The sequence below is a fragment of the Paenibacillus sp. NPDC056722 genome (assembly GCF_042790635.1).
In the GTDB taxonomy this organism is placed as follows: Bacteria; Bacillota; Bacilli; order Paenibacillales; family Paenibacillaceae; genus Paenibacillus_AQ; species Paenibacillus_AQ agri.
Genome location: NZ_JBHTYV010000002.1, coordinates 419,863 through 445,836 on the forward strand (window position 1 = coordinate 419,863; position 25,974 = coordinate 445,836).

26 protein-coding genes, 3 pseudogenes and 1 riboswitch are annotated in these 25,974 nt (G+C 48.9%); of the genes and pseudogenes, 5 read left to right on the plus strand and 24 right to left on the minus strand.

Translation table 11 applies throughout. The features are described from left to right. Positions 1–59 precede the first annotated feature (59 nt). Positions 60–944 (minus strand): ROK family protein, encoded by an 885-nt coding sequence (locus ACFRAM_RS06360; RefSeq protein WP_379465032.1) that lies wholly within the window; start codon positions 942–944, stop codon positions 60–62. 558 nt (positions 945–1,502) lie between these two features. After that, positions 1,503–1,691 (minus strand): annotated as a pseudogene (locus tag ACFRAM_RS06365) (transposase); the annotation flags it as partial. Here ACFRAM_RS06365 and ACFRAM_RS06370 point away from each other — a divergent pair. Continuing rightward, positions 1,675–1,881 (plus strand): hypothetical protein, encoded by a 207-nt coding sequence (locus ACFRAM_RS06370; protein WP_379465033.1) that lies wholly within the window; start codon positions 1,675–1,677, stop codon positions 1,879–1,881. The pseudogene ACFRAM_RS06365 and the gene ACFRAM_RS06370 sit on opposite strands and share 17 nt — an antisense overlap. Before the next feature lie 267 nt (positions 1,882–2,148). On the opposite strand, the gene ACFRAM_RS06375 is transcribed toward ACFRAM_RS06370, so the two are convergent. The 19 genes and pseudogenes from ACFRAM_RS06375 to ACFRAM_RS06465 all read right to left on the minus strand — a co-directional run bounded on the left by ACFRAM_RS06375 (position 2,149) and on the right by ACFRAM_RS06465 (position 17,899). Further along, positions 2,149–2,670: a CcdC protein domain-containing protein gene (locus ACFRAM_RS06375; RefSeq protein WP_379465034.1), complete on the minus strand. Its 522-nt coding sequence runs from the start codon at positions 2,668–2,670 to the stop codon at positions 2,149–2,151. A 208-nt stretch (positions 2,671–2,878) separates the two neighbouring features. Then, positions 2,879–3,580 (minus strand): response regulator, encoded by a 702-nt coding sequence (locus ACFRAM_RS06380; RefSeq protein ID WP_379465035.1) that lies wholly within the window; start codon positions 3,578–3,580, stop codon positions 2,879–2,881. Further along, positions 3,573–4,775, minus strand: a complete 1,203-nt coding sequence (locus ACFRAM_RS06385; protein ID WP_379465036.1) for a sensor histidine kinase — start codon at positions 4,773–4,775, stop codon at positions 3,573–3,575. The genes ACFRAM_RS06380 and ACFRAM_RS06385 overlap by 8 nt, the downstream gene beginning before the upstream one ends. Positions 4,776–5,011: 236 nt before the next feature. Then, a pseudogene (locus ACFRAM_RS06390) lies at positions 5,012–5,134 on the minus strand (IS5-like element ISSoc13 family transposase); the annotation flags it as partial. Further along, positions 5,130–5,404, minus strand: a pseudogene (locus ACFRAM_RS06395) (transposase); the annotation flags it as partial. The pseudogenes ACFRAM_RS06390 and ACFRAM_RS06395, both read right to left, overlap by 5 nt. Before the next feature lie 293 nt (positions 5,405–5,697). Next, positions 5,698–6,663, minus strand: coding sequence for a DMT family transporter (locus ACFRAM_RS06400; RefSeq protein ID WP_379465037.1), 966 nt, complete (start codon positions 6,661–6,663; stop codon positions 5,698–5,700). A 214-nt stretch (positions 6,664–6,877) separates the two neighbouring features. Beyond that, complete coding sequence (locus ACFRAM_RS06405) at positions 6,878–7,804, minus strand: 5'-3' exonuclease (RefSeq protein WP_175374139.1); 927 nt, start codon at positions 7,802–7,804, stop codon at positions 6,878–6,880. Between the two features lie 39 nt (positions 7,805–7,843). Further along, positions 7,844–8,209: an arsenate reductase family protein gene (locus ACFRAM_RS06410; protein ID WP_066373901.1), complete on the minus strand. Its 366-nt coding sequence runs from the start codon at positions 8,207–8,209 to the stop codon at positions 7,844–7,846. A 129-nt stretch (positions 8,210–8,338) separates the two neighbouring features. Beyond that, complete coding sequence (locus tag ACFRAM_RS06415) at positions 8,339–9,334, minus strand: RluA family pseudouridine synthase (RefSeq protein ID WP_379465038.1); 996 nt, start codon at positions 9,332–9,334, stop codon at positions 8,339–8,341. Position 9,335: 1 nt separating this feature from the next. Next, positions 9,336–9,899 (minus strand): cob(I)yrinic acid a,c-diamide adenosyltransferase, encoded by a 564-nt coding sequence (locus ACFRAM_RS06420; protein WP_379465039.1) that lies wholly within the window; start codon positions 9,897–9,899, stop codon positions 9,336–9,338. A gap of 41 nt (positions 9,900–9,940) precedes the next feature. Then, the gene (locus ACFRAM_RS06425; protein WP_083205325.1) at positions 9,941–10,498 is read right to left on the minus strand and encodes a type 2 periplasmic-binding domain-containing protein; all 558 of its coding nucleotides are present in this window, start codon (positions 10,496–10,498) and stop codon (positions 9,941–9,943) included. A gap of 257 nt (positions 10,499–10,755) precedes the next feature. Continuing rightward, positions 10,756–11,499 carry an SDR family oxidoreductase gene (locus tag ACFRAM_RS06430; protein WP_175374135.1) on the minus strand — a complete coding sequence of 248 codons (744 nt, stop codon included), beginning with the start codon at positions 11,497–11,499 and terminating at the stop codon, positions 10,756–10,758. 88 nt (positions 11,500–11,587) lie between these two features. After that, positions 11,588–12,496 carry an SDR family oxidoreductase gene (locus ACFRAM_RS06435; RefSeq protein ID WP_379465040.1) on the minus strand — a complete coding sequence of 303 codons (909 nt, stop codon included), beginning with the start codon at positions 12,494–12,496 and terminating at the stop codon, positions 11,588–11,590. Positions 12,497–12,798: 302 nt separating this feature from the next. Continuing rightward, positions 12,799–13,434 (minus strand): TetR/AcrR family transcriptional regulator, encoded by a 636-nt coding sequence (locus ACFRAM_RS06440; RefSeq protein ID WP_379465041.1) that lies wholly within the window; start codon positions 13,432–13,434, stop codon positions 12,799–12,801. Positions 13,435–13,559: 125 nt separating this feature from the next. Further along, positions 13,560–14,594 (minus strand): C40 family peptidase, encoded by a 1,035-nt coding sequence (locus ACFRAM_RS06445; RefSeq protein WP_379465042.1) that lies wholly within the window; start codon positions 14,592–14,594, stop codon positions 13,560–13,562. Positions 14,595–14,772: 178 nt separating this feature from the next. Next, entirely contained in the window at positions 14,773–15,030 is a 258-nt protein-coding gene (locus ACFRAM_RS06450) for an aspartyl-phosphate phosphatase Spo0E family protein (protein WP_175374132.1), read from the minus strand. Between the two features lie 188 nt (positions 15,031–15,218). Then, positions 15,219–16,439 carry an aminotransferase class I/II-fold pyridoxal phosphate-dependent enzyme gene (locus ACFRAM_RS06455; protein ID WP_175374131.1) on the minus strand — a complete coding sequence of 407 codons (1,221 nt, stop codon included), beginning with the start codon at positions 16,437–16,439 and terminating at the stop codon, positions 15,219–15,221. A 14-nt stretch (positions 16,440–16,453) separates the two neighbouring features. After that, positions 16,454–16,954, minus strand: a complete 501-nt coding sequence (locus tag ACFRAM_RS06460) for an Lrp/AsnC family transcriptional regulator (protein WP_175374130.1) — start codon at positions 16,952–16,954, stop codon at positions 16,454–16,456. Positions 16,955–17,125: 171 nt separating this feature from the next. After that, the gene (locus tag ACFRAM_RS06465; protein WP_379465043.1) at positions 17,126–17,899 is read right to left on the minus strand and encodes a DeoR/GlpR family DNA-binding transcription regulator; all 774 of its coding nucleotides are present in this window, start codon (positions 17,897–17,899) and stop codon (positions 17,126–17,128) included. A gap of 273 nt (positions 17,900–18,172) precedes the next feature. Here ACFRAM_RS06465 and ACFRAM_RS06470 point away from each other — a divergent pair, with 273 nt between their 5' ends. After that, a complete protein-coding gene (locus ACFRAM_RS06470; RefSeq protein WP_379465044.1) occupies positions 18,173–19,135 on the plus strand; it encodes a metallophosphoesterase family protein in 963 nt (320 codons plus the stop codon). A gap of 22 nt (positions 19,136–19,157) precedes the next feature. After that, complete coding sequence (locus ACFRAM_RS06475; protein ID WP_379465045.1) at positions 19,158–20,018, plus strand: DMT family transporter; 861 nt, start codon at positions 19,158–19,160, stop codon at positions 20,016–20,018. Between the two features lie 129 nt (positions 20,019–20,147). On the opposite strand, the gene ACFRAM_RS06480 is transcribed toward ACFRAM_RS06475, so the two are convergent. After that, positions 20,148–20,507 carry a spore coat protein gene (locus ACFRAM_RS06480; RefSeq protein WP_175374301.1) on the minus strand — a complete coding sequence of 120 codons (360 nt, stop codon included), beginning with the start codon at positions 20,505–20,507 and terminating at the stop codon, positions 20,148–20,150. Positions 20,508–20,561: 54 nt separating this feature from the next. Then, positions 20,562–20,795: a hypothetical protein gene (locus tag ACFRAM_RS06485; protein ID WP_175374126.1), complete on the minus strand. Its 234-nt coding sequence runs from the start codon at positions 20,793–20,795 to the stop codon at positions 20,562–20,564. 160 nt (positions 20,796–20,955) lie between these two features. On the opposite strand from ACFRAM_RS06485, the gene ACFRAM_RS06490 reads away from it, so the two are divergent. Next, complete coding sequence (locus tag ACFRAM_RS06490) at positions 20,956–22,188, plus strand: NAD(P)/FAD-dependent oxidoreductase (protein ID WP_379465046.1); 1,233 nt, start codon at positions 20,956–20,958, stop codon at positions 22,186–22,188. A gap of 106 nt (positions 22,189–22,294) precedes the next feature. On the opposite strand, the gene ACFRAM_RS06495 is transcribed toward ACFRAM_RS06490, so the two are convergent. Further along, positions 22,295–23,833 carry a flavocytochrome c gene (locus ACFRAM_RS06495; RefSeq protein WP_379465047.1) on the minus strand — a complete coding sequence of 513 codons (1,539 nt, stop codon included), beginning with the start codon at positions 23,831–23,833 and terminating at the stop codon, positions 22,295–22,297. A gap of 289 nt (positions 23,834–24,122) precedes the next feature. Further along, a riboswitch (glycine riboswitch) is annotated at positions 24,123–24,203 on the plus strand. A 127-nt stretch (positions 24,204–24,330) separates the two neighbouring features. Between ACFRAM_RS06495 and ACFRAM_RS06500 the strand changes: the two genes are divergently transcribed. Beyond that, the gene (locus ACFRAM_RS06500; RefSeq protein WP_379465048.1) at positions 24,331–25,713 is read left to right on the plus strand and encodes an amino acid permease; all 1,383 of its coding nucleotides are present in this window, start codon (positions 24,331–24,333) and stop codon (positions 25,711–25,713) included. The last annotated feature ends 261 nt before the right edge of the window (positions 25,714–25,974 follow it).

Below are 25,974 nucleotides of genomic sequence, written 5' to 3' on the forward strand. Positions count from 1 at the left end.
GATGCTATACTGTTAAATCCTACAATACCATATATTACCGTACAGTCAATCCCTATTTCTTACTGCTCTCTGTCTAAGGCCAGCTTAGCAAGGCCGATCGCACCGGCCAAACCTGCATTGTCTCCTAACTGAGGCGGAACAACGTAGTTACCGATACCTTCATTCAGGGCCGGATGCTGCACATAGCCATTCAGCAGTTCCTGCAACTTCTTGTGGATCAACGGGAACAACTGACTTTGCTTCATAACCCCACCGCCCATAACGATCTTCTGCGGAGACAGAATCAGCACGTAATTCATCAGGGCATGCGCCAGATAGTGTGCCTCCATCTCCCATGCAGGATGATCGGCAGGCAATTCACCCGCAGGCTGGCCCCAGCGGCTACCAATGGCCGGACCAGCTGCCAGACCTTCCAGACAATCGCCATGATAAGGGCAGAAGCCCTCGTATTTGTCTTCTGGATGACGGCGGACGAGAATATGGCCCATCTCCGGGTGTGAGAGTCCATGAATCAGCTTGCCGCCCACCACTGCGCCAGCGCCGATGCCTGTTCCAACAGTAATATAGAGACAGCTGTCCAAACCACGCGCTGCACCCCACGTGTATTCACCAAGTGCTGCACCATTGACATCCGTATCAAAACCGATCGGCACATTAAAGTGCTCCGCCACAGTGCCGACAAGGTTATATTGCCCCCAGTGCGGCTTCGGTGTCGTCGTTATATATCCATAAGTAGGACTGCCGAGCACCGGATCAATCGGTCCAAACGAACCGATTCCGATCGACTCCACGCCTTTATCCTTGAAATAATTCAATACCTGCCCCATCGTCTCTTCCGGCGTTAAAGTCGGAAAGCTGATCCGGTCAATAATATTGCCATCCTCTGTTCCGATCCCGCAGACAAACTTTGTTCCTCCTGCTTCTATCGCTCCCAGCAATTTCACTGCAAGTAATCCCCCTTCTCCATAAACAGCAGACCCGTATTGGCTGCCCATTATTAAAGCGCTCTCTAATCCACATTATACTTGGACTACAGGGATATAACAAGCGGTTGACACAACATCAAAAAAACTCCTTTAAAGAGTCTTTTTTGAGTCTCGCCTGAAAGCTTTCCATTGGAAAAGCTAGCCCCGGAACATGGACTGTCGACAACAAGACCTATATCCATGACTATTCAAATCCAACGTTGTCACGAGAAGCGGTATATTCCCCCTCACCAGTCGTCTTAAAAGTGAAAAAGAGGGGCCCCCTCCCAACTAACGGCATTTTCGTACCTTATTTTTCTTTAATATAGGTAAATGAGGGAAATAAGGGCATTTTTGTATCTTATTTTCCGAAAAAACACACTGGTTGGGGTATTTTTGAATATTTAAGGTACAATATTGCACTTAATCTCCACTAAACCCTGGTTGCAAAGAATTTAAGGTACGAAAATGCCGTTAATTTCTATTTATCTCTATTAGCACCTATTAGGGCGTGTCTGAAAACTAATTTCAATAATGCTACTTCAACAAAATTATAGCGGAGGCGAGAAAAACAAAGCTCAAAAAATTTCGTGAGAGCTTGTCATAGCGTGTTGCAATTCCACGAAATTGCTTGAGTTTGTTGAAAAAACATTCCACCACATGACGTTCTTTATAGCGGTGAAAATCACATGCCCGAGGATCTTTCGTATTGGACTTGGGCGGGATGCAAAATGTGGAATTTGGGGCCTGGCTGCTTAGTGATCACGTTTCCTTCATTACAGGGGTCATCCTTCCGGTCGATAACGGGCTATCGCATAAAAGCGGCTTTGCCACCCTTCCCGATCAGACCTATTTCTGCCCCGTCAAGAATCCCGCACAGCGCAGGCTGCAAATCAAAATCGGAACGAATAGTTAGTTTTGAGAAGAATCCTAATGCTCGCTGCTACTGGGAAAATGGAGTAGATGCAAGCAGAAACGGCTTAGCCGTCCTCTAGGAGACGGCATCAGTTTCAGCGAGAAATATAAGAGCCATATATAACGTAAGACATATAAACCCTTATATTTTGAAGAAAACCCGCGTTAAGCGCGGGCTATTGCTTTGCCACTATAGTGATGGTGATATAGAGTACACAGATACATACATGGTGCCGGAATTAACTGATACACTAACGGATTTCATTCCTCAGTTTAACACGCGCTTATCCCGGAGCTCCGCTCCGATTTTCACCCGCTTTACTTTAACGACTACACCGCCGATTCGAACCACTACCATGGCTATAGCCATCAGGACGAATGCCGGTGCAATTAAATTCAGGTCAAAATGATGCTGGACCGAATAGAGATAAGCCTTCTCCAGATGATGTGTTACCCATTCGATCAGTACAATACGCAGAATGAAAACAATTGCCATTACGGCAACGCTAGCAATACCGGTTGTTACATACGTTTTACCTTTGTCATCACGTTCGACACTGGCGAGGCCAATCAGCACGACGCCGATCAGAGCGCCGAACAGGATAGATGCTGCAAGAAGCCAGCCGTTGTTGCCGCCGGTCGGCACATCCTTCAGGTAAGTGGCGCCGAAGTATCCGAGGATGCCGACAGGAATGAGAAGACGAATGCCGTTAAAGGATTTGCGTCCGAAAGTGCTAAATACGATTACTGCAAAAGTGGCGATGATGGAAATCCAGGTACTAGTTGTCATTTATTGAGTTCCTCCTTGGTTGTTGTTTCGTTTTGGGATGTCCTCATCTTACCGGACTTAAGGAGGTACCGCGTCCATCAGTGGATCGATTCTGCTGTCCGCGCGAATCAATCTGCAGGTGGATAGACGAGTGAATGATTGTTTTAAATAGTCCTGTATCCATAAAAAAAAGAACCGGCATTTACCGGCCCTTGCTCATGAGAAATACCTACTTAACGATTCCATTGCGGATAGCGTAGACGACCGCCTGCGTACGATCCTGGACGTCAAATTTCTGCAGAATACGGTGGACATGCGTTTTGACTGTGCTTTCGCTGACAAACAGCTTCGCGGCAATTTCTTCGTTTCGCAGGCCGTAGGCCATCTGCTGGAGCACTTCTAGCTCACGGTTGGTAAAAGCCTGGATCAAAGACAAGTCTCCATCTGTGTCTCCTCCGTGTTCCGACGTTTCAACGCCGGCTTTCGCAGCGGCATCTGCCTGCAACTTCTGAAATACCTGCCCGATCAGCTTTGCGGCAAGTGCGGTCCGGAAGATGACCTCGCCTCGCAGCGTGGCGCGGATGGCCATCAGCAGCTCTTCCGGTTCCGTGTCCTTAAGAAGGTAGCCGATTCCTCCCGCACGAATCCCTTCATAAACATACTCTTCTGTATCGAACGTTGTCAGAATGACGATCCGGCAGTCCGGCTGCTGCGCCAGAATACGCCGGGTTGCTTCAATCCCGTCTAACTCTGGCATCTGCACATCCATGAGAATGAGATGCGGCATTGTCTCCTGCGCCAGTCTCACAGCATCGAGACCGTTGCCCGCTTCGCCGGCCACCTCCATGTCGGACTGTGCCTCAATAATATATTTTAGGCCCTGCCTAACGAGCGGTTGATCGTCCACCAGCAGAATACGCGCTTTATCCATACGTTTCTTTCTCCTTCAGTGCTGCCAGAGGCAGCCAAATATTCATGCCGAAACCGTGTGGTTCCTGCGCTCCGATCTCACAACGTCCTCCCGCCTCCGCACAGCGCTTGCGAATGCCGTTTAGCCCGAAGCCTTCATGCAAATCACTGCCAGATGCAAGCTCTCCGTCATCGCGGTAATGAAGCATTATTTCTTCTCCGCTCCGCTTTATAGAAACTTCAACCCGTTTCGCTTGCGCATGGCGGATGGTGTTTGTCAGCGCCTCCTGAAGACAGCGGTACAGCACGACGGCAGTATCTAGCGGCCAGGTATCCTGATCTTCGCTTTCGTCCAGGTCCAGAGTAATGTCCAGATCAAATGATGATGTGGTCTGCTGCACCAGACTGCGTAGCGAAACGGCTCCCGCTCCGGTCTCATCCACGCCCATATTGTGTACGACCGTGCGTACCTCCTGCAGACAGCTGCGTGCGACCCCTAGCACATTTTTCACGATTTCCGCCGACTTAGCTTCATCGTTTCTCAGCACGTAAGGCAAGGCCTGGAGCTGCACAATGACAGACGTCAGCCGGTGCCCGATACTGTCGTGAATATCCCTGGCGATCCGGCTCCGTTCTTCGAGCACCGCATAACGCAGCGACTGCAGCGTCGCCCGTTCAAGTTCCTCGTGCGCCCGCCGAAGCTGGTCATGCGTCTGCGCAAGTTCGGCGTGGACAACGGTTAGTTCCTCCGCATTACGACGCTGTTCTTCTGCATGCTCCATCCTTTCTATATCCCGCCCCCGATTGATCCGAACCGTGCGCATCAAAGCGTACAAGCCGATATGAATGAACAGTTCCTGCCGAAGTAGCGACACCCATGTATAGTCTTGATCATAAACGAGCAGGACAAAGGTAATCATCAGGAAAGTCCCTGCTTCTAGTGCAGAAAGCAAGTCCGGCAGTTTGAGGGCAATAAAGCTGGTAAGAAACCCCTGCAGGATTAAGAGCAGGGAAAACTGATCCTTGAAGAAAAAACCGTAAGCGAGCGCCGCACCATATAGCAAGGCAAATACCAGAGACAGGGCGCGTAGCGAAGAGAGCTTAAAAACAGCGCCTAACCCCGCGACATACAAGAAACATAGTCCGATCTCCGCCCACCGGGCTGCAGGCGCATCGGGAAGCCTTTGAATGCAGACATAGATCAGAGCAATACTCACGGCCATATAGCCCCTGTTATAGGACAAAGATTTCATCAGCAATTTCCCTTTCGGTACAGACTAAAAGCAATTTCTCTCAATTCTATCACAGCGGGCGAATGGTTACGCAGAGATTGTATCTGGCAAAACGTCTTCGTTGTAACCCTACTTAATCAAGAAGATATCACTGCATTTAACTGCCCATTAAGTCCCTATATAATGTCGAGGATCACCTAGGGCCTGTCTGAAAACTAATTTCAATAGTGCAACAAAATTATAGCGGAGACGAGAAAAACAAAGCTCAGAAAATTTCGCGAGAGCTCGTCATAGCGTGTTGCAATTCCACGAAATTGCTTGAGTTTGTTGAAAAAACATTCCACCACGGGAAAGTCCGATTTCTTGGTTCGTTTTTTCAGCCCCTTTTTAGCCCCTGCTGCGTGCTGATGCGCTTTACAGGAAGTGCTGTCTAGAGAGACATCCTGCAAGTCCGCATCGCTAGCCAAGGACTCAAATATCTTTTCAAAAGGTCTGCTTTGGTCTGCTTTGCTCCATAAACGGAATCGAGAGTACACGGTTTTTCAAGGACCAAATCATTCAGGTAAATCACGCCAAGGAGCGCCTGTTTTTACTTTCCACAGTATACCATTGAGCATGCCTCAATTCGATTTCGAGAGTCTGCCTTCCCCTGCGTTTTCGCTTATGAAGCAATATCTAGTTTTCAGACACGCCCTAGCATCTATTTGCACCTACTAATCTACGTTAATCTCTATTAATTCCTGTTAGTTACCTGTTAGTTACCTATTAATTTCCGTTAATTGCACTTCGATCCTTCTTCTATAAAGTCTCTTTTTTCTTGATTATGTTAGTTTTTAATGCGTTCTATATAGTGCAAAAAGAGCCGTCCCCAACCAAGTCAGATATAGGATCGACGCTGCTCTCAAATTCAAGACCCCGTTTCTTTTTTCACATTCAGCGGGATAATAGCCGTCCGTCGTTTCCACGGAAGCTTTCCGAAGTTGGTGCCAAGCACCCCAATAATAATCATAACTGTCCCGATGATATGAGCCACTGTCAATTCTTCGTGCAGAATCAAAGCTCCGGCGATAATAGAGATTAACGTGGACAGGTTATTGAAGACGCTGACCTTGGAAGCTTCCAGGCGACCTAGAGCATAGGTGGATAACATGTTGCTAATCACCGTAGACAGAATGCCCAGGTACAACAGAGCCAACAAATACTTGGAATCTGCGAACGGTTGGAAAAAGAGGTTCAGTGACCCTGCCGTTCCATGCCTGATCAGAGCTGCAGCCGCGAACAAAATAAAGCCCATAGCCATCGTAACAAAAGAGATTTCCAAAGGCGTGTACTTCCGCGTCAATGGCCGGGCCAGTACACTGAAACCTGCCATGCTTAGTGCCGACAGCACCAGCAGTACCAGTCCAACTACACTGCCTCCACTCCAGCCAGCGCCTCCCTTCATCGCGAAGATGAAAATAACACCTGATACAGATAGCAGGATGGACAGCTTCTGGATAAGGTTCGTCCGTTCTTTAAGAAAAAAAGCCGCAATCGGCGCGGTAAATAGCGGAACCATTGCCAGAATGATGCCGGCTTCCGACGAGGAGGCGCTCATTAGGCCAAAAGCCTGAAGAGCAAAGAACAGTACTGGAGACAGCAGTCCCAGCGGGAGTAGTCTTCGGACATCACTCCAAGTGAAGCGTAGCCGGACCCAGCCGAAAAGAAACGGTACAGCCACCGCGATCCAGCCGATCGCGAAGCGATGCGCCAGCACATCCAGCGGATTGGCCTCGGTAACCGTCATTTTGACGAATAAAAAGGAAAAACCAATAATTGAGGCATAAAGAATAGCGGCCAGATAAGCCGACGTATTACTGTTTCTGGATTTCATACATGCTACCTCCGGGAAAAATAAATGTGTTATCCAAACACTGAACTCAATATACTATGCAATCAGAGCGGAGCAGTCACAATTCATGTGTTCCTCATCTTTACTGATAAAAAATTGGGAATATTAGCAGTTTTATCACCCTATTCCCTCTTGAGGCCATACCAAAAAGCCCTGCACCGCAGGGCTTTTCACTAGACTCTAACCTTATTTTGCTCTAACCCAAATCGCCAAGCTCGATCTGCACAATACCTTCTTCTTCCTGAATCTCGGCAATCAGGTGCATCAGGCTGCCGAATTCCAGCTCTTTGAATTTGCGGGCGGCAGACTCGTGCCGTACTTCCCACAGACATTCGGACAGTTCGCAGGCTACCGGCACATCACAGCGGATTTGCGCAAGATCCCGTGACAAGTGCAGCATGTCAAGATCAGCTTCGATCTTGGTCCGCACACCCTTAGGCAGCAATTGCAAATTCTCGATAACGCCTTCGACCGTACCATAATCTGTTAGAAGCTTAAGCGCCGTCTTCTCGCCGATGCCGCGAACGCCAGGATAGTTGTCGCTTGTGTCGCCCATGAAGCCCTTCAAGTCGATAACCTGGGCAGGCGTAAGGCCTTTATCAGCCAGCAGTTCCGCAGGATCATACACTTTATAATTGGAACGGCCTTTTTTCATAATCACGACTTTCACGTTGTCCGTAACAAGCTGCAGCATATCATGATCTCCAGTGATAATGTAAACCTCGGATTCTTCACCATAACCCGCTGCCAGTGTGCCGATGCAATCATCAGCTTCATAGCCTACCAGCCCGACATTGGGTACGCCAAGCTCTGCTACAACTTCCTTGACCAAATCAAACTGAGGAATCAGCTCCAGCGGCGGCTCCGCCCGGTTTGACTTATAACCATCATATTTCTCGGTACGGAACGTGCCCTTACCCATATCCCAGCAGCATACTACATGCGTAGGATTAAATGTGCTGACCGCGTCGAAAAAATACTGCAAGAAGCCGTAAACGGCGTTTGTCGGCAGTCCTGCACTTGTCTTGCGGATATATCCGCCATAGGCGGTAGCGTAATAGGCACGGAACAGCAGAGCCATTCCGTCCACGATCATCACGCGACCCTTCGTTTCTGCTGTCATGTGTAAACCTCTCCTAATTCATCTTATTCGTTATTGGGGTCAGACGTTGCTCCAGGCCCCTGCATACTGGTCTTCCTTGAATCCTACGGTAACCTTGGTTCCATCGCTGACGATTGGACGTTTAATCAACATTCCGTTGCTGGACAAAAGCTCCAGTTGCTCTTGCTCGCTAAGACCTGGCAGCTTATCCTTGAGCCCCTGCGATTTATAGACATCACCACTGGTATTAAAGAACTTCTTCAGCTCCAGTCCGCTGTTCTTGAATAGTTCACGCAGCTCCTCCACTCCTGGAGGCTGTTCCTTAATATCCTGCAGATCCAGTTCATGGCCTTGTCCCTGCAGCCATTTGATCGCATTGCGGCAGGTGCCGCATTTTGTATAGTGATAGACTTTCAATGTGCTCATCGTGTGCTCCTTTATCATGAATAGCGAGCAGAGTGCCACTGCACCTCACCTCTGCTCGAATGTACAACTCTAGTAATTGCTGCGAAAGGTACTATTTAACGGTATGTTTTCCCGCTATCAAAGCCCATCTTAAGCTTCAAGCGTGGGCTCCGGCTTCCCCTGCTTCAGCTCACTCTCCAAAGCCGCCATATCCGGCGGCAATGGCGCTTCAAAGATCAGGTTCTGCGGCAGCACCGGATGCCGCAGTGAAAGCCTCACTGCATGCAGCGCCTGACGCGGCATCGCAGCATCCAGCGCAGCAATCCCTGCCAGCTGTGCTTGCTGGGCAGGCGTCGGCACGGCCTCGCTGTATAGCGGGTGCCGGTACATACCGTCACCGATCAGCGGACAGCCGATAGAGGTCATATGCACACGGATCTGATGCGTGCGCCCGGTCTCCAGCTTCAGCTCTACTCGTGAGCCTCCGCTATAGGTTTCCATGACCTTGTAACGGGTCAAGGAAGGATAGCCATCCGGCGTCACAATGCGCCGGTGGGGCTCCGCCGGATCACGATCGATCGGCCCATCGATATCACCTTCCGGCACTGCCGGTACGCCATGTACGAAGGCCGTATACCGCTTGTCCACCGTTCCGGCAATCATCTGCTCAGAGATGTGCTGGTGCGCAAACGGGTTTTTGGCGATAACTAAAACGCCCGAAGTCTCCTGATCCAGCCGGTGTACCGGCCGGAAGCGGTAGCGCTCCCCTTTTTCCGCCCAGTAATGAACAATGCCGTTCGCTAAGGTGTCCGTATAATGGCCGTGAGTCGGATGCACGATGATCCCTGCTGCTTTGTTGACCACCAGCAAATGCTCGTCTTCATACAACGATTCGAAGGGAATCGGCTGGGGTAAAATATCCTCGGAGACTTCCGTCTCCATGCGAATTTCTACAATATCTCCGGTCCGGATCTTCACGCTGATATAAACACGCTCTCCGTTGACCATAATGCCTTGCTCCGTCATTTTGAGCCTGGACAAAAGCTTGCGTGAAACATCCATCCGTTTATGCAAGATGGTCTTGAGCAACCAGCCGTCCTCTTCCGGTGGGATAATATAAGATATGGGTGAATAATAGCTAGTCATGTTAATTCCGGAACACCTTTTTACCGCGCACATATTCTACGTCAGCAATCCCTGTTCTTGTATTAGCAGTGCGGGCCAGTGCGAAGAAGTAATCAGATAGACGGTTCAGGTAAATGACGACCTCCGGGTTCACCTCGCTGTTTCGAGCAAGCGTCACGGTCCGCCGTTCAGCACGACGACAGATGGTGCGGCAGACATGCAGCACAGACGACAGCTGACTTCCTCCAGGGAGGATAAACCGTTCCAGCGCCGGATTCTCACTTTCCAAACTGTCGATCCAGTCCTCCAGCCGCTCGGCCATCTCAATATTCACCTTATAGTTATTGTCGCTTAGCGTTACGTAAGCCAGATCCGAGCCGCAGTCGAATAACTCGTGCTGAATCTCCAGCAGCTGCTCCCGGACATCGGCGAACTTCTCGTCTTCCATCAGACTACGTGCCTGTCCTACAAAGCCGTTCAGCTCATCGATAGTTCCATAAGCTTCTACCCGGACATCGTCCTTGGCTACCCTGCCTCCGATGACTGAGGTCTCCCCTTTATCGCCGGTACGTGTATAAATTTTCATAACGTACTCTCCTCCACTTTTCACCAATACTGTGAATCAATCTATTCCATCATGGCTTTAATCGCTGCAATGCTCTGTTCCAGACTGTCCGCCGAAACGGCAATTGTCAGAAACGCATCATCAGGCGCAAAGCCGGCATCCTTGAACATCTTCAGCTTGGACAACGGAATCGCAAACAAATGCTTCTCCTGAACAATATCCTTGCTTCCTTCCTTCACTACCCCGCCTTCAAAGACGCCTTCCGGGTAATCGTCCGGATTAAAATATTCGTCCAGCGGGCGGTTGGCCCCGCTTTTGCCATAGTTGAGCACATCTTCCTTCGACAGGATTACAATATCATTCATAGCAGCCGCGTATTCAACCATCAGCTTCTGGATATTATAGATCGGTGCTGTGCTGAACTCCACCTTAGCCTCGTCGCCCAGCTTGTCCTTCAGGTGGCTCTCAAAGCCCTGAACAACCTTGGTATCGGGATTCACTCCGTTCAACATCATAAAGATATTCACCGTATCCTTCGTGTTCCCCCCACCGCAGCCTGCAATCAACGTCATCATTACCAGCAGTGCAACGGCTATGCTGCCTTTCCACTTTCCCTTCAATCCGCTTCCCCCTTAGTCCTAAAAATCACATAATAACAGTTTAAACGCACTTGCGCAAAGAAGGCAAATATATAGAAATCAACTTGAAATTTTTACAATAAACATAGCAAGGCCCTAATTGAGGAAAAGGTTCGGTTTGTACCGTAGCCTCGTAAGTATGTGACACCCTAGAGAAGCAAAAACAAGCAACGAGCCGGATCCCCATGGACCATGGCTCGTTGCTTGTTTTCAATTCTGCAAATAGAAATCCTACCTTTTTACACCATACCCCCGTTGACACGCAATGTCTGACCGGTCACCCAACCGGATGCGTCGCTGGCCAGGAACACAACCGCCCCTGCGATATCCTCCGGCTCTCCCAGACGTCCGAAAGCATTCATTTTACGAATACCGTCAATCTGCTCCTCCGATTTACCCACAGTGAACAGCTCGGTGTTCACTGGACCCGGTGCGACAGCGTTAATGGTGATTCCCTTAGGTCCAAGCTCCTTCGCTAGTTGGCGGGTAAATTGCTCTACTGCACCCTTGCTGCCTGCGTAAACGCTGTACGTCGGGAACATTACACCAGCGACAGAAGTGGAGAAATTGATGATCCGGCCGCCCTGACCCATGTGTTTGACCGCTTGCTGGATAGCAAAGAAGGTTCCTTTCACATTGATGCCGAACTGCTTGTCAAAATCCTCCTCAGTGACTGCCGCAAGCGGCTTGGTCATCATTACACCAGCATTGTTCACCAGAATATCCAGGGCGCCAAAAGCCTTCACTGTTTCTTCAAACAGCTTCTCCAACTGGGCTACATTGCTAATATCCGCCTGAATGGCTACAGCCTCGCCGCCGTTTTGCTTAATTTCGGAAACAACCTCCTCCGCTTTATCCGGGCTGCTGCTGTAATTCACCACAACCTTCGCCCCGTTCCGGGCTAGTTCCTCTGCAATTGCACGGCCGATGCCTCTCGATGATCCTGTTACGACTGCCACTTTACCAGAAAGATTGTTTCCCATGTTAATAACCTCCAATGATTTATTAAATAGAACAAGTAGTACTATATAAGCCAAACAAAAGAAAGTAACTTACCACCAATATTTAGATTTAATCAACAGTTACAGCAGCCTCTAACAAACCGCCGAGTCCAATCCGCTCCAAAAATTCAATCCGCAGTTTCTCCGAAAGCTCCGTTACTTCAGCGGCACCGTCACCGACAAAATCGATAACAGATCGTACAGGACGCTGACCAGCGGGCAGGCTGACAATACGGGCCACTTCATCCGCTACAGCTTGGGGATCAGCGTCATCAGGTGTAAGCGCGCTTAGCCTATCGCCAACCTCATCGAGCAGCCCGTTGATTCTTGCGTAAGCTGCTGAAGTCTCTCCATCAGCTGGAGGGGTAGCATTCGGAAAATGTGAAGTCCCTTTCGTGAAGGCACCGGGTACTACGAAGGAAGTCTCGATCCCGAAAGGAGCGACTTCATACGCCATCGTTTGGGCAAGTGAATCCATAGCCGCTTTGGCAGCTACATAAGGTCCAAGGAACGGCGGGAAGCCGCCGCGAACGGTAGTGCTGCTGATCCAAAGCAGCAGGCCAGATTCCTGTGCTCTCATATACGGCAGAGCCGCCCGGTTCACCCGCTGTGTCCCGAGAACGTTGGTGTCATATACCTTAGCCATTTCTTCCGGGGAAAAAGCCTCAGTCACACCAACTACTAGGTGACCAGCATTATGCATAACCACATCCAAAACACCCTGCTCTTTCACAATGACCTGCACCGCACGGTCTGCCGATTCCTGAGAGAGAACATCCAGCTCCAGAGCCTTGATACTGAATCCATTCTCCGCTGCATAATCGTGCAGTTCCTTGGCCCGGGGGGCGTTCCGCCCTTCAACATCGCGCATGCTGGCATATACGATATGTCCTGCGGCCGCTAAAGTGCGGGCGGACAAGTTGCCTATTCCAGTAGAAGCACCTGTGACGAGAATAACTGATTTGTGAGCTTGATTCATGTTGTCACTCCTTAAAAATGGATTGATTACCAGTCCAATCTTCATAATGTCGGCACGTTTCTTCGCTGCTATGCATCTCCTTAAGATTTTGTTGGCGTATGAGCCCAATTGAATTCTGTGCTGCATCCGTCCGGTGAATTGATTATATAATAACAAATATCAATAATCAACTGACAATTTTATATATTTGTCATTTTATTTTTTTCTTTTCTATTTTGCATAAAAAAAAGAAGCACCGCTGATAAGTCTAATCAGCAGTACTTCCCTATGTTTTTGTTACACATTACCTTTAGCCATTTGAATTAAGAGGCTTTGATCCCTTCAATCAGCAGCCCCCACACGGAGTCAAAATCCTGACCAAGTGTGGTCTCGGACCATTCGTAAGCATGCGCGGGGTGATTAAAATGAGCCATTGCAATAAACAGCGCTCTCGCCATCACTTCAGGCTGACCCGGCTTCAATTCTCCCTGCTTTATCCCCCGCTCAACGATCTGAGCAATTTGGGAGATTAAACAGTCCACATGTTCCGAGATGACATCCGCAGTCTCCAGGGTAACCGCCGTATACATTGCAAACATCTCCGGATCTTCTACAGCGTAAGCCAGCTTACTCTGTGACAGGATCAGAAACCATTGCCTCAGCCGCTGGGCCGTACTACCGCCCTTCTCCTCCGCTATTGCCTGCAGCGGATCAGAGATTTGGTGCAGCCACCGCTCCGTTACCGCTGCCCGCAAAACTGCCTTGCTGGGAAAATGACGGTAGATCGTTCCATGGCTGACCGATAGTACACGGGCAACATCTACTACCGAGCTTTTATCAGGACCAAACCGGCGCAGCACGCTCTCCGCTGCATCCAGAATCATTTCTTTAGTTAATGCCTGTTCATTTTTCATATTGATCGAAGTTACACAAATACCGGACAAAAGGGCCCTCAGCATTCGCTGTGCCTTCTTTACCCCCTTGCTTGCTTTACGAATACCATAGCACAACAATTATAGGGTATCAATATTGTTATTTTGTCATTCATAACCTCACACCTTGTATTACTGGATAAAAGTACACCCTAAAATACTCTGCGGGCCGTCACAAAACGTTTCATCCACTTGCTGTCCAAGGTTTCGTAGTGAACGCCTTGTTCCTTCGAATAGGTGTGCAGAATCCGGTTGTTTCCGGCATAAATGGCGACATGCCCAATATTTAGTCCGCGCGCACTGAAGAATAGCAAATCACCCTTACGCAGGTCTCCGATACTTACTTCCTTGCCTTCTTTGGCCTGATTGTAGGAGACACGCGCCAGATCAATGGACAGAACCTCCTTGAACACCCGACCGACAAAAGATGAACAGTCGAATGTACGTGTCTGATCCGGAGAAGCACCGAATTCATAAGGGGTGCCCAGGAACTTCTCTCCATACGCCAGCAACGCATTTCCTTGCAGCTCTGCAAGGGAAGGACTGGTGTAGTCGCTAAAGCCCGGTTTTGCAGATATATAACCTGTCTTATTGTCCTCTGTGCGTACTTTCAGCCACAGGGCATCGGTCTCTTCAAGAACCTGAACCTTCTCCCCAGCCGGTAGCGATTCAATGACACTGGAGTCCGTTCCCGAATCCGGCACGGTGCGTAGATTAACGGCGCTCACAATCTTGGTGTTGTACTCTTGGGCTGAATTAATACGGATTTCATGACTAACCGGGTCCCATTTCACTTGGTTGCCCAGCGCCTCACTAAAATATCGCAGCGGCATCATCGTATTCCCGGCAACGATCTGACCCGGCACGCTCAGTGTGACCAGCTTACCATTCGTATAAGCAGCCCCATCTCCGATCCGGTAACTCAACACGGTCTCTCCCTTGGTCGCTGTCACCGATTTGGCTTGATTGTCCCAAGAGAGCTTGGCTCCCTGCTCCTCAAACAGCTTGCGCATCGGCACAAGGACCGTATCATTCACGAACAGTGGCTGAACACCGAATTGAAGGGGTCGTCCATCCAAATAGATGGCAGTCTCTTGATTGTCAGACGCGCTATCGGCATGTGCCGGAGCTGAGTACAACAGCGGTGCCAGTAGCAGAAGCAGTGCCGCTTGTCTAGTTCTCTTCATGTTGTCTTCACCTCGGGTGATTGATAGATTCAAGAGTTTGTACTCAGACCGGTTCCAGAAGTTTTGTGCTAATTGTTTCCAATCCCATGTGAAATGTCAGGCAATACACCCAGATTGGCTTCTTTATCATCATAAAAAAGAGGGCCCAAATGGGCCCTCCGAGCTGCGCCCCGGACGATTATCTTCTACAGGGACGTACCTTCATATATTCATTTATCTTTAGATCCAGCAGACTGCTGATTTCAATGACGTTGTCCGAGGTGAACGATTTCTCCTGCAAAAAAAGCTGCTCCATCTTGGTGCGTAATACCCGAATTTCATCTTCCAAAGAGAGCCTGCGTACAGAAGCATCGCCCTTAGGGGACCGTTTCCCGCTTCCTGAAAAACATTCCCCGCCATAGGAAGGTAAGTAATAATCGGCACTGAGCACAATCATACCTCCTAAAAATCTTGTTGAGCGTCTGCTATAAAATAGCATCGAAACAACCGGCTAGAAAGCATCCGCTTCGTTTCCAGAGCAACGTTGACCTCCAACTGTCATTAAAGGCTACACTTACTCTCTCAAAGTAAAATTATACCATGCAATTGAGAGATTTACTAGACTCTTTTCATAAATTTTACTCTTTATTCCGTTCTTTCCCTTTCGAGCTTGGTAACAAAGGCTCCAATGCGTTCGATGGCCTCATTCAGCTGCGACACCGAAGTCGCATACGAGCAACGAAGATATCCCTCGCCACCCAAACCGAACACACTGCCCGGTACCGCGGCGACCTTACTTTCACGCAACAGCCGCTGGGCGAATTCATCAGAACTCAGACCGGTATGGCGGATGCTTGGAAAAGCGTAAAACGCCCCCTGCGGCTCATGGCATTCCAGCCCTGCATCCCGCAGGCCCTTCACGATCAGGCGCCGCCGCTGGTTATAGGAATCGGTCATCCGATCCTTTTCCTCCAGCCCGTTGGTCAGCGCCTCCAGCGCGGCAACCTGCCCCATGGAAGGCGCACACATTACCGTGTACTGATGAATCTTCAACATGGCAGAGATGAGCTCTGGATGACCGCAGGCGTAACCCATACGCCAGCCTGTCATGGCAAAGGCTTTGGAGAAGCCGCTAACGAGAATCGTGCGGTCTTTCATACCCGGCAGCGACGGGAAGCTTACATGGTTGCTGCCGTAGGTCAGTTCCGCATAGATTTCATCAGAAATCACGATGAGATCATGTTTTTCCACGACTTTTGCAATAGGCTCCCAGTCCTCGCGTGTCATAATCGCACCCGTCGGATTGCTCGGATAGCACAGGATCAGCACTTTAGAACGCGGTGTGATCTTGGCTTCCAGCCCTTCCGCAGTCAGCTTGAAGTTATGCTCGCCAAAGGTCTCGATGCCAACGGGAATGCCCCCGCCGATGGCAGTTATAGGAGAATATGAAATATAACACGGCTCCGGGATCAGAATCTCGTCGCCTGGTGAGATCAGGGCACGCAGGGCAAGGTCAATCGCCTCGCTTCCCCCTACTGTAGCAATGATTTCGTTAGCCGGATCGTAATCTACTGCAAAACGGTTATGCAGGTAGTTGGCAATTCCCTCCCGCAATTCAGGCATACCTGCGTTGGAGGTATAGCCGGTGAAGCCTTTTTCCAAAGAATATACGCAAGCTTCCCGGACATGCCAAGGAGTCTTGAAATCAGGCTCACCGACCCCCAGTGAGATAATGTCCTTGCTGCCAGCTGCCAGATCAAAAAATTTGCGGATGCCTGATGGCTGAATCTCCCGGACCAGTGGGGCCAAATAGGAGTTCATGGACTTGCCGGTGTCTCCGTTAGGTTGAGTATTGTTCGTGATCATATGGCGTTCTTCCTTTACGGAGAGATCATCAGACGGTTGTCTTCCTCATGCTCCTCGAAGATGATCCCGTCCTGTTTGTATTTTTTGAGCGTAAAGTTGGTTTTGGTAGAGAGCACAGAATCGATCGGCGACAGCTTCTCGGATACGAAATTTGCGACTTCACGCAGATTACGGCCTTCCACTTCCACCAGCAGATCGTATGCACCAGACATCAGATAGACGGATTTCACTTGCGGGTACAGATAAATCCGCTCGGCGATGCCTTCGAAACCGCGGCCCCGCTCCGGCGTAATTTGTACCTCAATCAGTGCGGTTACCCGCTCGTCATCCACCTTATCCCAATTGACGACTGTGGAATATTTTACGATAACATTGTCTTGTTCCATCTGCTCAATCACAGTCTTTACATCGGCTTCTTCCGCCCCAAGTAGCGTGGCCATCAACGCTGTGGAGCTTCGCGCATCCTCCTTGAGCAGTTCCAGCACTTTCCTCTTCAATTCATCCATTTCCTTCATGCCTTCCCTCCGAAATACCTTCGCAGAAGATGTAGCGCGGTAAAGCGCCGCTTTGCGAAAAGAGTTTAATAATACTAATATGACACGAAAATGCCGTCTCTGCAAACAAAATAGACCCGCTTGAGCGGCCTGTTTTCACAGACCGGTCAAGGGGCCATGCGGCATTATGCTTTATTGGGCACCGACTAAGACCTCGATATCCAGCCGGGCGAAGGCATCCAGCCATTCCCTGGAGCAGCCGGAATCAGTAAGCACCATAGCTATACCTTCAAGCGGCGCAATCTGGGCAAAGGTGGTGGCACCGAATTTGGTATGATCAGCGACAAGGATCGCTTCCTCTGTTCGCTGAATCATTTTGCGAGAGATTAATGCTTCATCCAGATGATAATCAGTAATTCCGTCTGCCAGTGAGACGCCTCCCGCCGAGATAAAGGCTTTGTTGACCTTGAACTGATCCAGCAGTTCGTGGGCCATCACACCTGTTGCAGCCTGATACAAGGGATTCACCTCTCCACCGGTAAAAATCAGCTTGCCCTGAAACCCCTCAAGCGCACAGCTCAAAATCGGCGCCGAATTGGTAATAACCGTGACCTGAGCCCGATTCTTCAGGGCGCGCATGATCTCTAGCGTCGTCGTTCCATTATCGAGAATAACAGTCTCTCCATCCCGCACCAGCGATGCTGCCAACTGGCCGATCGCCTGCTTCTCGCTCAGCTGCATCTGGGAGCGTCTCAGAAAGGTCGGCTCCGTCATTTCGGAACGCATCCGTACAGCGCCTCCGTAGACCTTGCGTAGTCTACCTTCTTTCTCCAGCCGGTCCAAATCCCGCCTAATCGTCTCTGTTGTGACATTGAACAGCCCGGCCAAGGCATGAACCTGTATCTTCCCCTCCATTTCAAGCCGTGAAAGAATTGTTTCCTTTCGTTCCTCGTACGTTAGGGACATTCTGCTTCTTCCTCCTGAATCGTGTCTGACCATATGATTTCATTTAAAATGTTTTATGTGTTTTGTTGTTGTTTTACTGCTGTGAACAGTTCAAAGTGTAAAATTCTTTGCCACACTTGTCAACCTAAGCAGACTATAATAAAGGTGCAAACCCTTTGTAAAATGAGGTTTGACAAATTGTAAAGCCCGACCTAAAATCAACATGAAACCAACTAAAAACACATAAATCAACATCAGACACTGAATGAAACAGACAGAGAGGGGATGAAAAGGATGAGCACCCGCTTAACTTTTCGACAGGATGGAACATTTAAAATCGTACAATTCACAGATCTTCATTGGATGGACGGCAGAGCGGAGGATCGTCAGACCCGCGCCCTTATGGAAGGTGTGCTGGAAGCGGAGCAGCCGGATCTCGTCGTGTTTACAGGAGATGTCATCTATACCGGACCAGTGTCCCCAGGAAAGCAAGAATGCGAGAACCCGCAGCAAGCCTTCCGTGATGCAGTTGCTGCCGTGGAAGCCCGGAATATCCCTTGGGCCTTTGTCCTTGGCAATCATGATACAGAGAGCCGGATTACCCCTGAAGAGCTGATGCAAGTAGCGCTGGAACACCCGCATGCTTTGGCTCAAGCGGGCCCGGCTGAAATCGCAGGAATGGGCAATTATTCGCTAACCATTAATAAACGTGACGGTGAATCCGCAGCGGTACTCTATTTCCTTGACTCCGGCAGCTATTCGGAACTTACACATGTTCCCGGATATAATTGGGTCAAGCCGAGCCAAATCAACTGGCTGATAGCGGAATCTGCAAGGCTTAACCCGCACAACGGGCAGGATAAGCTGCCTGCCCTTGCCTTTTTCCATATCCCTGTGCCGGAATATCAGGAGGTCTGGGACACTCAGGTCTGCTACGGAAATAAGTTCGAGCGCGTGTGCAGCGCACCTGTAAATTCGGGCTTGTTCGCGACCCTGCTGGAGATGGGTGATGTGCTGGGCACCTTCTGCGGTCACGACCATATCAACGACTACAGCGGAAGCCTGCACGGTATTAAGCTGAGCTATGGCCGGGCCAGCGGCTTCAATACCTATGGCCGCGAAGGCTTTATGCGCGGAGCCCGGGTCATCAGACTGTCTGAAGGCACCAAGACCTTCGACACCTGGCTGCGTCTGGAAGATGGATCCTTCATTGAACATCAGCCTCTGCATGAGCCCGATCCGGCTTCCGGGCACTAAGTAGCAGGGAGCGGAACTATTTATGCTGCTGCCTATACTGCTAGTTATCGCCTCCGGCATGGCTCATGCCGTCTGGAGTCTTTTCACCAAGAAAAGCCGCAGCAAAAGTGTCTTTTTATGGTCTATTATGATGATATCCACTTTATTGCTTTTGCCTGTACTGATCATTGAATTGTGGCGCAACCCTCTTTCAGTCAGCGCGTATGGCCTGCTGCTGTTGTCTGTGGTTCTCCAGGGCCTTTACGCCTGGCTTTTATCCAGAACCTACGAGCTAGGCGACCTCTCTCAAATTTATCCGATCATGAGAGGCACAAGTACTCTGCTTGTTCCCGTCATCGGGATTGTCGCATTAGGTGAATCGCTATCACCAGTGGGCTGGGCAGGTATTCTCTGTATGCTGGCCGGGTTCATCGTTCTAGGTTCATCAGGCGGTGTCAGGAACCAGCCTAGCGCTACTGCGCTCACACAGGCAAAACCTATTCTGATGGCGCTCAGTGTCGGTTTCTGCACCACCTGTTATGTATTCGTCGATAAGCTGAATCTTCAGCATCTGTCGCCGCTTGCTCTGCTGGAAGTGACCAATATCGGCTTCGTCCTAGGATTGACTCCGGCAGTATTGTCTTCGCCCCGCATCAGAGAGGAATGGCAAGCCAATCGCAATACTTTGCTGCTTGGGGCCATTTTGAATCCTGGCTCCTACCTGCTGTTTTTGTTCGCTATGCAGCAGGCGCCCATTGCTCATATCAGCCCTCTACGGGAGATTGGAACGGTGTTTGCCGCGCTTCTCGGCATCGTACTACTTAAGGAGCAGCAGGGTCTAAAGCGTATTGCCAGCTCTGTAGTCATTTTCTGCGGAATTGTGCTGCTTGGCGTCTTTGGGTAGTGTATCGTTCTAATTTCGTTATAAAATGTAAAAAGGTTAACTCCTGATTTCAGGGGTTAACCTTTTTTGTAAGCAAGCTATTGCTGGCAGACAGTCATGTCCATCTGCTTCACATGCTTCAATGCCGGGTTACATATAGTAAGAATTATGTGAATTGTTCTGTTGATGAGTCACGCTGGGATTATGGCTATAGTCGCCGACTCCCCCTGTTTTTTGCTGCACAAACTGCTGGCATTTTTGCTGTGTCTGCTGTGCAGTCTGAATTTGCTTGTCCACATCCTGACGCAAGGCCTTGGAGGGAGCTGTGTACATATTCATTTGCGACATATGGGTATACAAATCCCCTTGAAGGCGCAGCGTATCCATCGTCAAATTGTTGAAGGCTTGACGAACAGATGGACAGGCAGATTCTGTGGCGGCAGTGGTATATTCGCGTACCGTCCGTTTCAGGTCGGCCAGCACCGTATTCATCAGGTCCTCATCCGCCATAAATGATCCGTTTTGTGCGTTCACTAAGATAACCTCCTTAAAGTTGGAATAGCGTTATTGTGGCTGCGTTGGGGCATATTGCTGGTGCTGCTGCAGCATTTGTGTCAACATGCCCATGTGCTGTGTATGGCTCTGGATATGCTGGATGCAGATTTGGCGGACGGCCTGATTCTGTGTAGAACCGGCTGTAGCCGCCAGTTGCTTGATTAGCAAATCCTCATTAGAAATGGAGTCGGCGATGTATTCCAGCTCTTTACCGCTGAGTGCCTGCATTTGTGTAGATTGCATATGATGTTTTCCCTCCTTATAGATGGTTCAAACCAACAGTAGTATGCCCTGGGCCCAGCACATTATGTGCCAAAAAGCGCAAACCAGCACAGGCAAAACATGCATGAGTCCATCGTTTCCTGCGAATACTACGCCCGATGATACGAAAGGGAGATCGACGATGAAATTAATCAGCGGGCAAACGCCCTGGAGTGATACATTGCTAAATCCGCCTGCTTACCCGGCGTTGCAAGGAGATGCCTACTGTGAGTGTCTGATAGTAGGCGGCGGAATGGGCGGAGCCATGACTTCCTATCAGCTGTCCGTGAACGGAGCAGATGTGATCTTGATCGACAAACGAGCCGTAGCTGGCGGAAGCTCACACGCTAACACTGGGCTATTGCAGATCTCTAATGACAAGTCATTGACTGCTTGTATCAACACGTTTGGAGAGGCTCAGGGTGTGATGTTCTATAAGTTGTGTCAGAAGGCACTCGACAATATTGTTGGCCTCCCTGCCAAGCTGGAGATCGACCCGCAGATCATTCCCCGTTCCAGCTTGCTGTATGCCAGTAAGCCAGAGGATGTGCCAACCCTACGTGAAGAGCACCGCAATTTGACCGCTCACGGCTTTCATTCGGAGTTTTGGGAGCAGGACCAGATTGCTTCGGTATACTCTTTTGCCAAACCAGCAGGCCTGTACTCCCGGGGAGATGCCGAGACCAATCCCTTCCGAACGGTGCATAGCCTGATCCATCAGGCGGCCAAGAACGGGGCTCGTGTATACGAACAGACCAAAGCGCAGCATTATGAGTTCAAGGAAGACGGCGTGATTTGCCACACCAGGCATGGTCGGATTTTTGCGAAGAATGTTATTTTTGCTATGGGCTATGAGACACAGGAGATGAAGAAGGACCGGGGTGCCGAACTGATTAATACATATGCTATCATGACCCGTCCCCTGAAAGAGCTTCCCAAATGGCATGAGCAAAGCTTGCTCTGGGAAACAGCTCGTCCCTACCTTTACTTCAGAACCACTCCGGAGGGACGCATCATTGCCGGCGGTAAAGATGAACCACTGACTGATGACAAGCAGCGCGAGGTTAGAGTTCTCTCCCAGAGTAAAAGGCTACGGGAGGAGCTGGAAGCATTATTCCCGGAAATCCGCGGCATAGAGGTTGAATACGCCTGGGGCGCCGTATTTGGAACAACGCGTGACGGCCTGCCCTATATTGGGCCGCACCCGGATTATCCGCATAGTTACTTCATTGAAGGCTACGGCGGCAACGGCACTGCCTACAGCAATATAGCGGCAGAGCTATTGACGGATACTCTTGGTGGAAAGCACAGGCCGGAACTCGATCTGTTCTCACTGACCCGTTCATCCAGACCTTCACCCCATAGCGTTTCATGAAAAGACGAGCTGATTATATTGTGACTGCACCTACAACAAAAGCTTGGACTGTAATCAGTCCAAGCTTTTGTTTATTTTCCAATATGAAGGATGAATGGTGTACTTCTCAGTTTGCTTTTACAAATTCTGCAGATTTGATCCCCGCTTGGCGACCGAAAATAATGATTTCTGCAACCGAGTTTCCGCCGATCCGGTTTTGACCATGCAGACCTCCTGTCACCTCACCTGCAGCAAACAGACCTGTGATAGGGTTACCCTCTTTATTTAAAACTTCTGTGTTGGTGTTGATTTTCACACCGCCCATGGTGTAATGAACCCCGGGACCGATTTTAATCGCAAAGTAGGGCGCGCTGGACAAGTCGTTGTCCATCCCTGTTGTTCTGCCGAATTCGGCATCCTCTTTACCTTTTACAGAGCTGTTCCAGGTATCCAGTGTTTTTTGCAATTGATCACCCGGCACACCCATTTCCTGGGCCAACGTCTCGATGGAATCAGCTTGGATCACAAAGCCCATCTTCTCATATTGTTCAATTGCTTTAACTCTGGATTTCACGCCAGAATCAAAGACCAGAAAAGCTGCATTTTCAGGAAGTTGATTGATTGCGGCGGTTACTTTGTCACGAGTACCCAGATCGTTGGTGAATCGTTTACCTTCGCTGGATACGAGGATAGCGCCTTCCCCGCGAACAGCTTCCCCAATGAGATATGATTTTTCTTGCTGCACCGTCGGGTGAACTTGGATCTGATCCATATCGACAGTTACACCACCGAGCTTCTCAATCATCTGAATGCCGTCACCTGTACTGCCGATTTGATTGGTTGTCACATATCCGTCTAAATCAGGTCTGACTTCAGAGATCATTCCCTTGTTGGACCCAAAACCTCCAGTTGTCACAACGACCGCCTTCGCTGTAATGGTTTTCTCATCCTCTTGGTTAAAGATGACTTTGACGCCATTGACCTTGCCATCTTTTTCAGTAATGTCCTTGACATCGGCGTTCACAAAAAGCGGGATTCCTTGCTCTTGAATATTGTTCACTAGACCTTTAACAAGATATTGTCCAACTGCAGAGCCATCTTCAGGACGATGTGTACGCTTCTCGTTCATACCGCCTGTAATGGTGATATTGCTCAGTTTGATTCCGATGGAGTCGAGCCAGTCAATAGCACTGGCGGAATGGTCAACGAAGAAACGCAGCATCTCTTTGTCGTTCGTATCATGACCACCCTTTAAGCTCTCTTCATAAAATAAATCATTGCTGTCTGCAATACCTTGCTCCTTTTGGAACTTCGTTTCAGAAGCGTTCATTCCCGAAGAAGACTTCGTTGTATTCCCGCCAGCAACCGGCATTTTTTCGAAAATAACAGGGTTCATCCCTTTGGCTTTAGCCTCAAGCGCGGCAGACATCCCTGCCCCGCCTCCACCGACAATAATGATATCGTATGTATCCTTCAGTTGATCGAGCGGTGTATAGCTTGCTTCCGATGCTCCTGAAACAGCTTCCGTGGTTGCTTCCTTTGCCGCATCCTTGTTGTCTTGATTCTTGTTCCCGCTGCTGCTGTTATTGCCACTATTCCCGCATCCTGCGATCACGAGCATAACAGAGAGAATGAGAATAAGCGCAGCCACTGATTTCTTTTTCATAATTTATAATTGCCCCCTTGTGCATTTTTTCACAATTAATCATAACCGTAAAAGTGCTGTTCATGATAGTTTACGTAATTAAAGAAAACGTTTCGTCATTAAAGTAACAGATACTTCATAATTTTAATGAATTTCATGTTATAATATACTATCTGCGTGACAGAGAGACTTTTATCACTGTTCGGATATTCACATTAAATGTAATATGTTGCATATCAGAACACTGTCGCTACACAAACATAAACTTCATAAATCACAAGCTATGATTGCTATGGATCACACTATAGCAGGAGCAGCTTCTGGAGAGACCGCAGGCAATCTGCGGCGCCGAAGGGTTCACAATCTCAGGCAAAAGGACAGAAGAGTACTGAATATGTATTTGTCATGCTGATTATCATTAGCAGGGCAAGTATTATTTAATATTCTTTTTACCTAGAGATTGGATGACATCCAGTCTCTTTTTTATTGGCATTATATCCATTTAGGGGGAAACAGGTATGGCACAAACAGAATTAAAGCGAGAGCTGGCTAATCGGCATGTTCAGCTCATCGCTATTGGCGGCACCATTGGGACGGGATTATTCCTGGGATCGGGCAAAGCGATTCAACAAGCAGGTCCTTCTATCATGATCACGTATTTAATCGTGGGGATTGCTGTGTTTTTTGTAATGAGAGCATTGGGAGAACTTCTGTTGTCTAAGGCAGGTTATCAATCGTTTACGGACATTGCCGAAGACTATCTCGGCCCTCGAGCTGCGTTTATCACGGGTTGGACCTATTGGTTCTGCTGGATCATGACAGCTATGGCTGATGTTATAGCCGTTGGCATATACGTGAACTATTGGTTTGATATCCCGCAATGGGTACCGGCCATCGTCTGCCTGATCATTTTATTAGGGCTCAATCTATTAACTGTAAAAAATTTCGGGGAATTGGAGTTTTGGTTTGCGTTAATTAAAGTAATTACAATTCTTGCCTTGATCGGCATCGGGGTCGTTTTGCTGATCATGGGACTCAAAACAGATGCAGGATCGGTAACTATACGGAATCTCTGGGAGCATGGCGGCTTTTTTCCAAACGGCGCCTCAGGTTTTTTATTTTCTTTTCAAATGGTGGTATTCGCTTATGTCGGCGTGGAATTAGTTGGTGTTTCGGCAGCGGAGACATCCAATCCAGAGAAAAACATTCCATCTGCTATTAATAAAATCCCTTTGCGGATCCTATTTTTTTACGTTGGCGCACTGTTTGTCCTCCTGTGCATTAACCCATGGACAGATCTCAGTCCGGCGGAAAGTCCATTCGTGAAAACCTTTAGTTTAATAGGAATACCCATCGCTGCGGGAATTATTAATTTCGTCGTATTAACTTCAGCCGCTTCCGCCTGCAACAGCGGGATGTTCTCGACAAGCCGGATTCTTTATAGTTTGAGCAAAAAGAACCAAGCATCCCCTCATTTTGCCAAGCTAAATAAAAATCATGTACCAGGGAACTCCTTATTTATTTCTACGCTCGTTATATCGGTTGGTACTTTATTAAGTAAAGTCATTCCAGGTCAAGCTTTTGGGATCGTCACTACTATAAGTGCAATTTGTTTTATATGGGTTTGGGGTGTTGTTCTAGTATGCCATATCAAGTACAAGAAGACTCGGCCGGACTTACAGGCTAAATCCAAGTTCAAAGCACCGTTCACTCCGGCTATTAATTATGCGGTCCTAACATTGTTTGCCGTAATTCTTATCATAATGCTCTTCGCAGAAGAGACACGACCGGCTTTATTGTTTACCCCGTTATGGTTCATATTACTGTTCATACTGTATTCAATACGTAGCAATAAGAGCAACAACAACCATGATATCAACACGATCAATCCAAAAGGCTGATCCTGAGCAACGTTCTGTACTAATCTATATAAAACAAACTTAAGATTCTCACTTAAGGCTTGGTCGACACTACGGTGAATGTTTGGACTTCCGGTCGCTGTTGAAATCTGGCTACAGCTTAGGCTTACGATGCGTGCTTTCCTACGGAAAGCTTTCAGGCGGTCGCTTACGCTCCTACAGTTCCAATCCTTCCCCTCCGTTCCTTCTGGCTCTTTGTTACTTTCTTTTATTCGTCTTATATAAATAATTAAAGAAACCCCA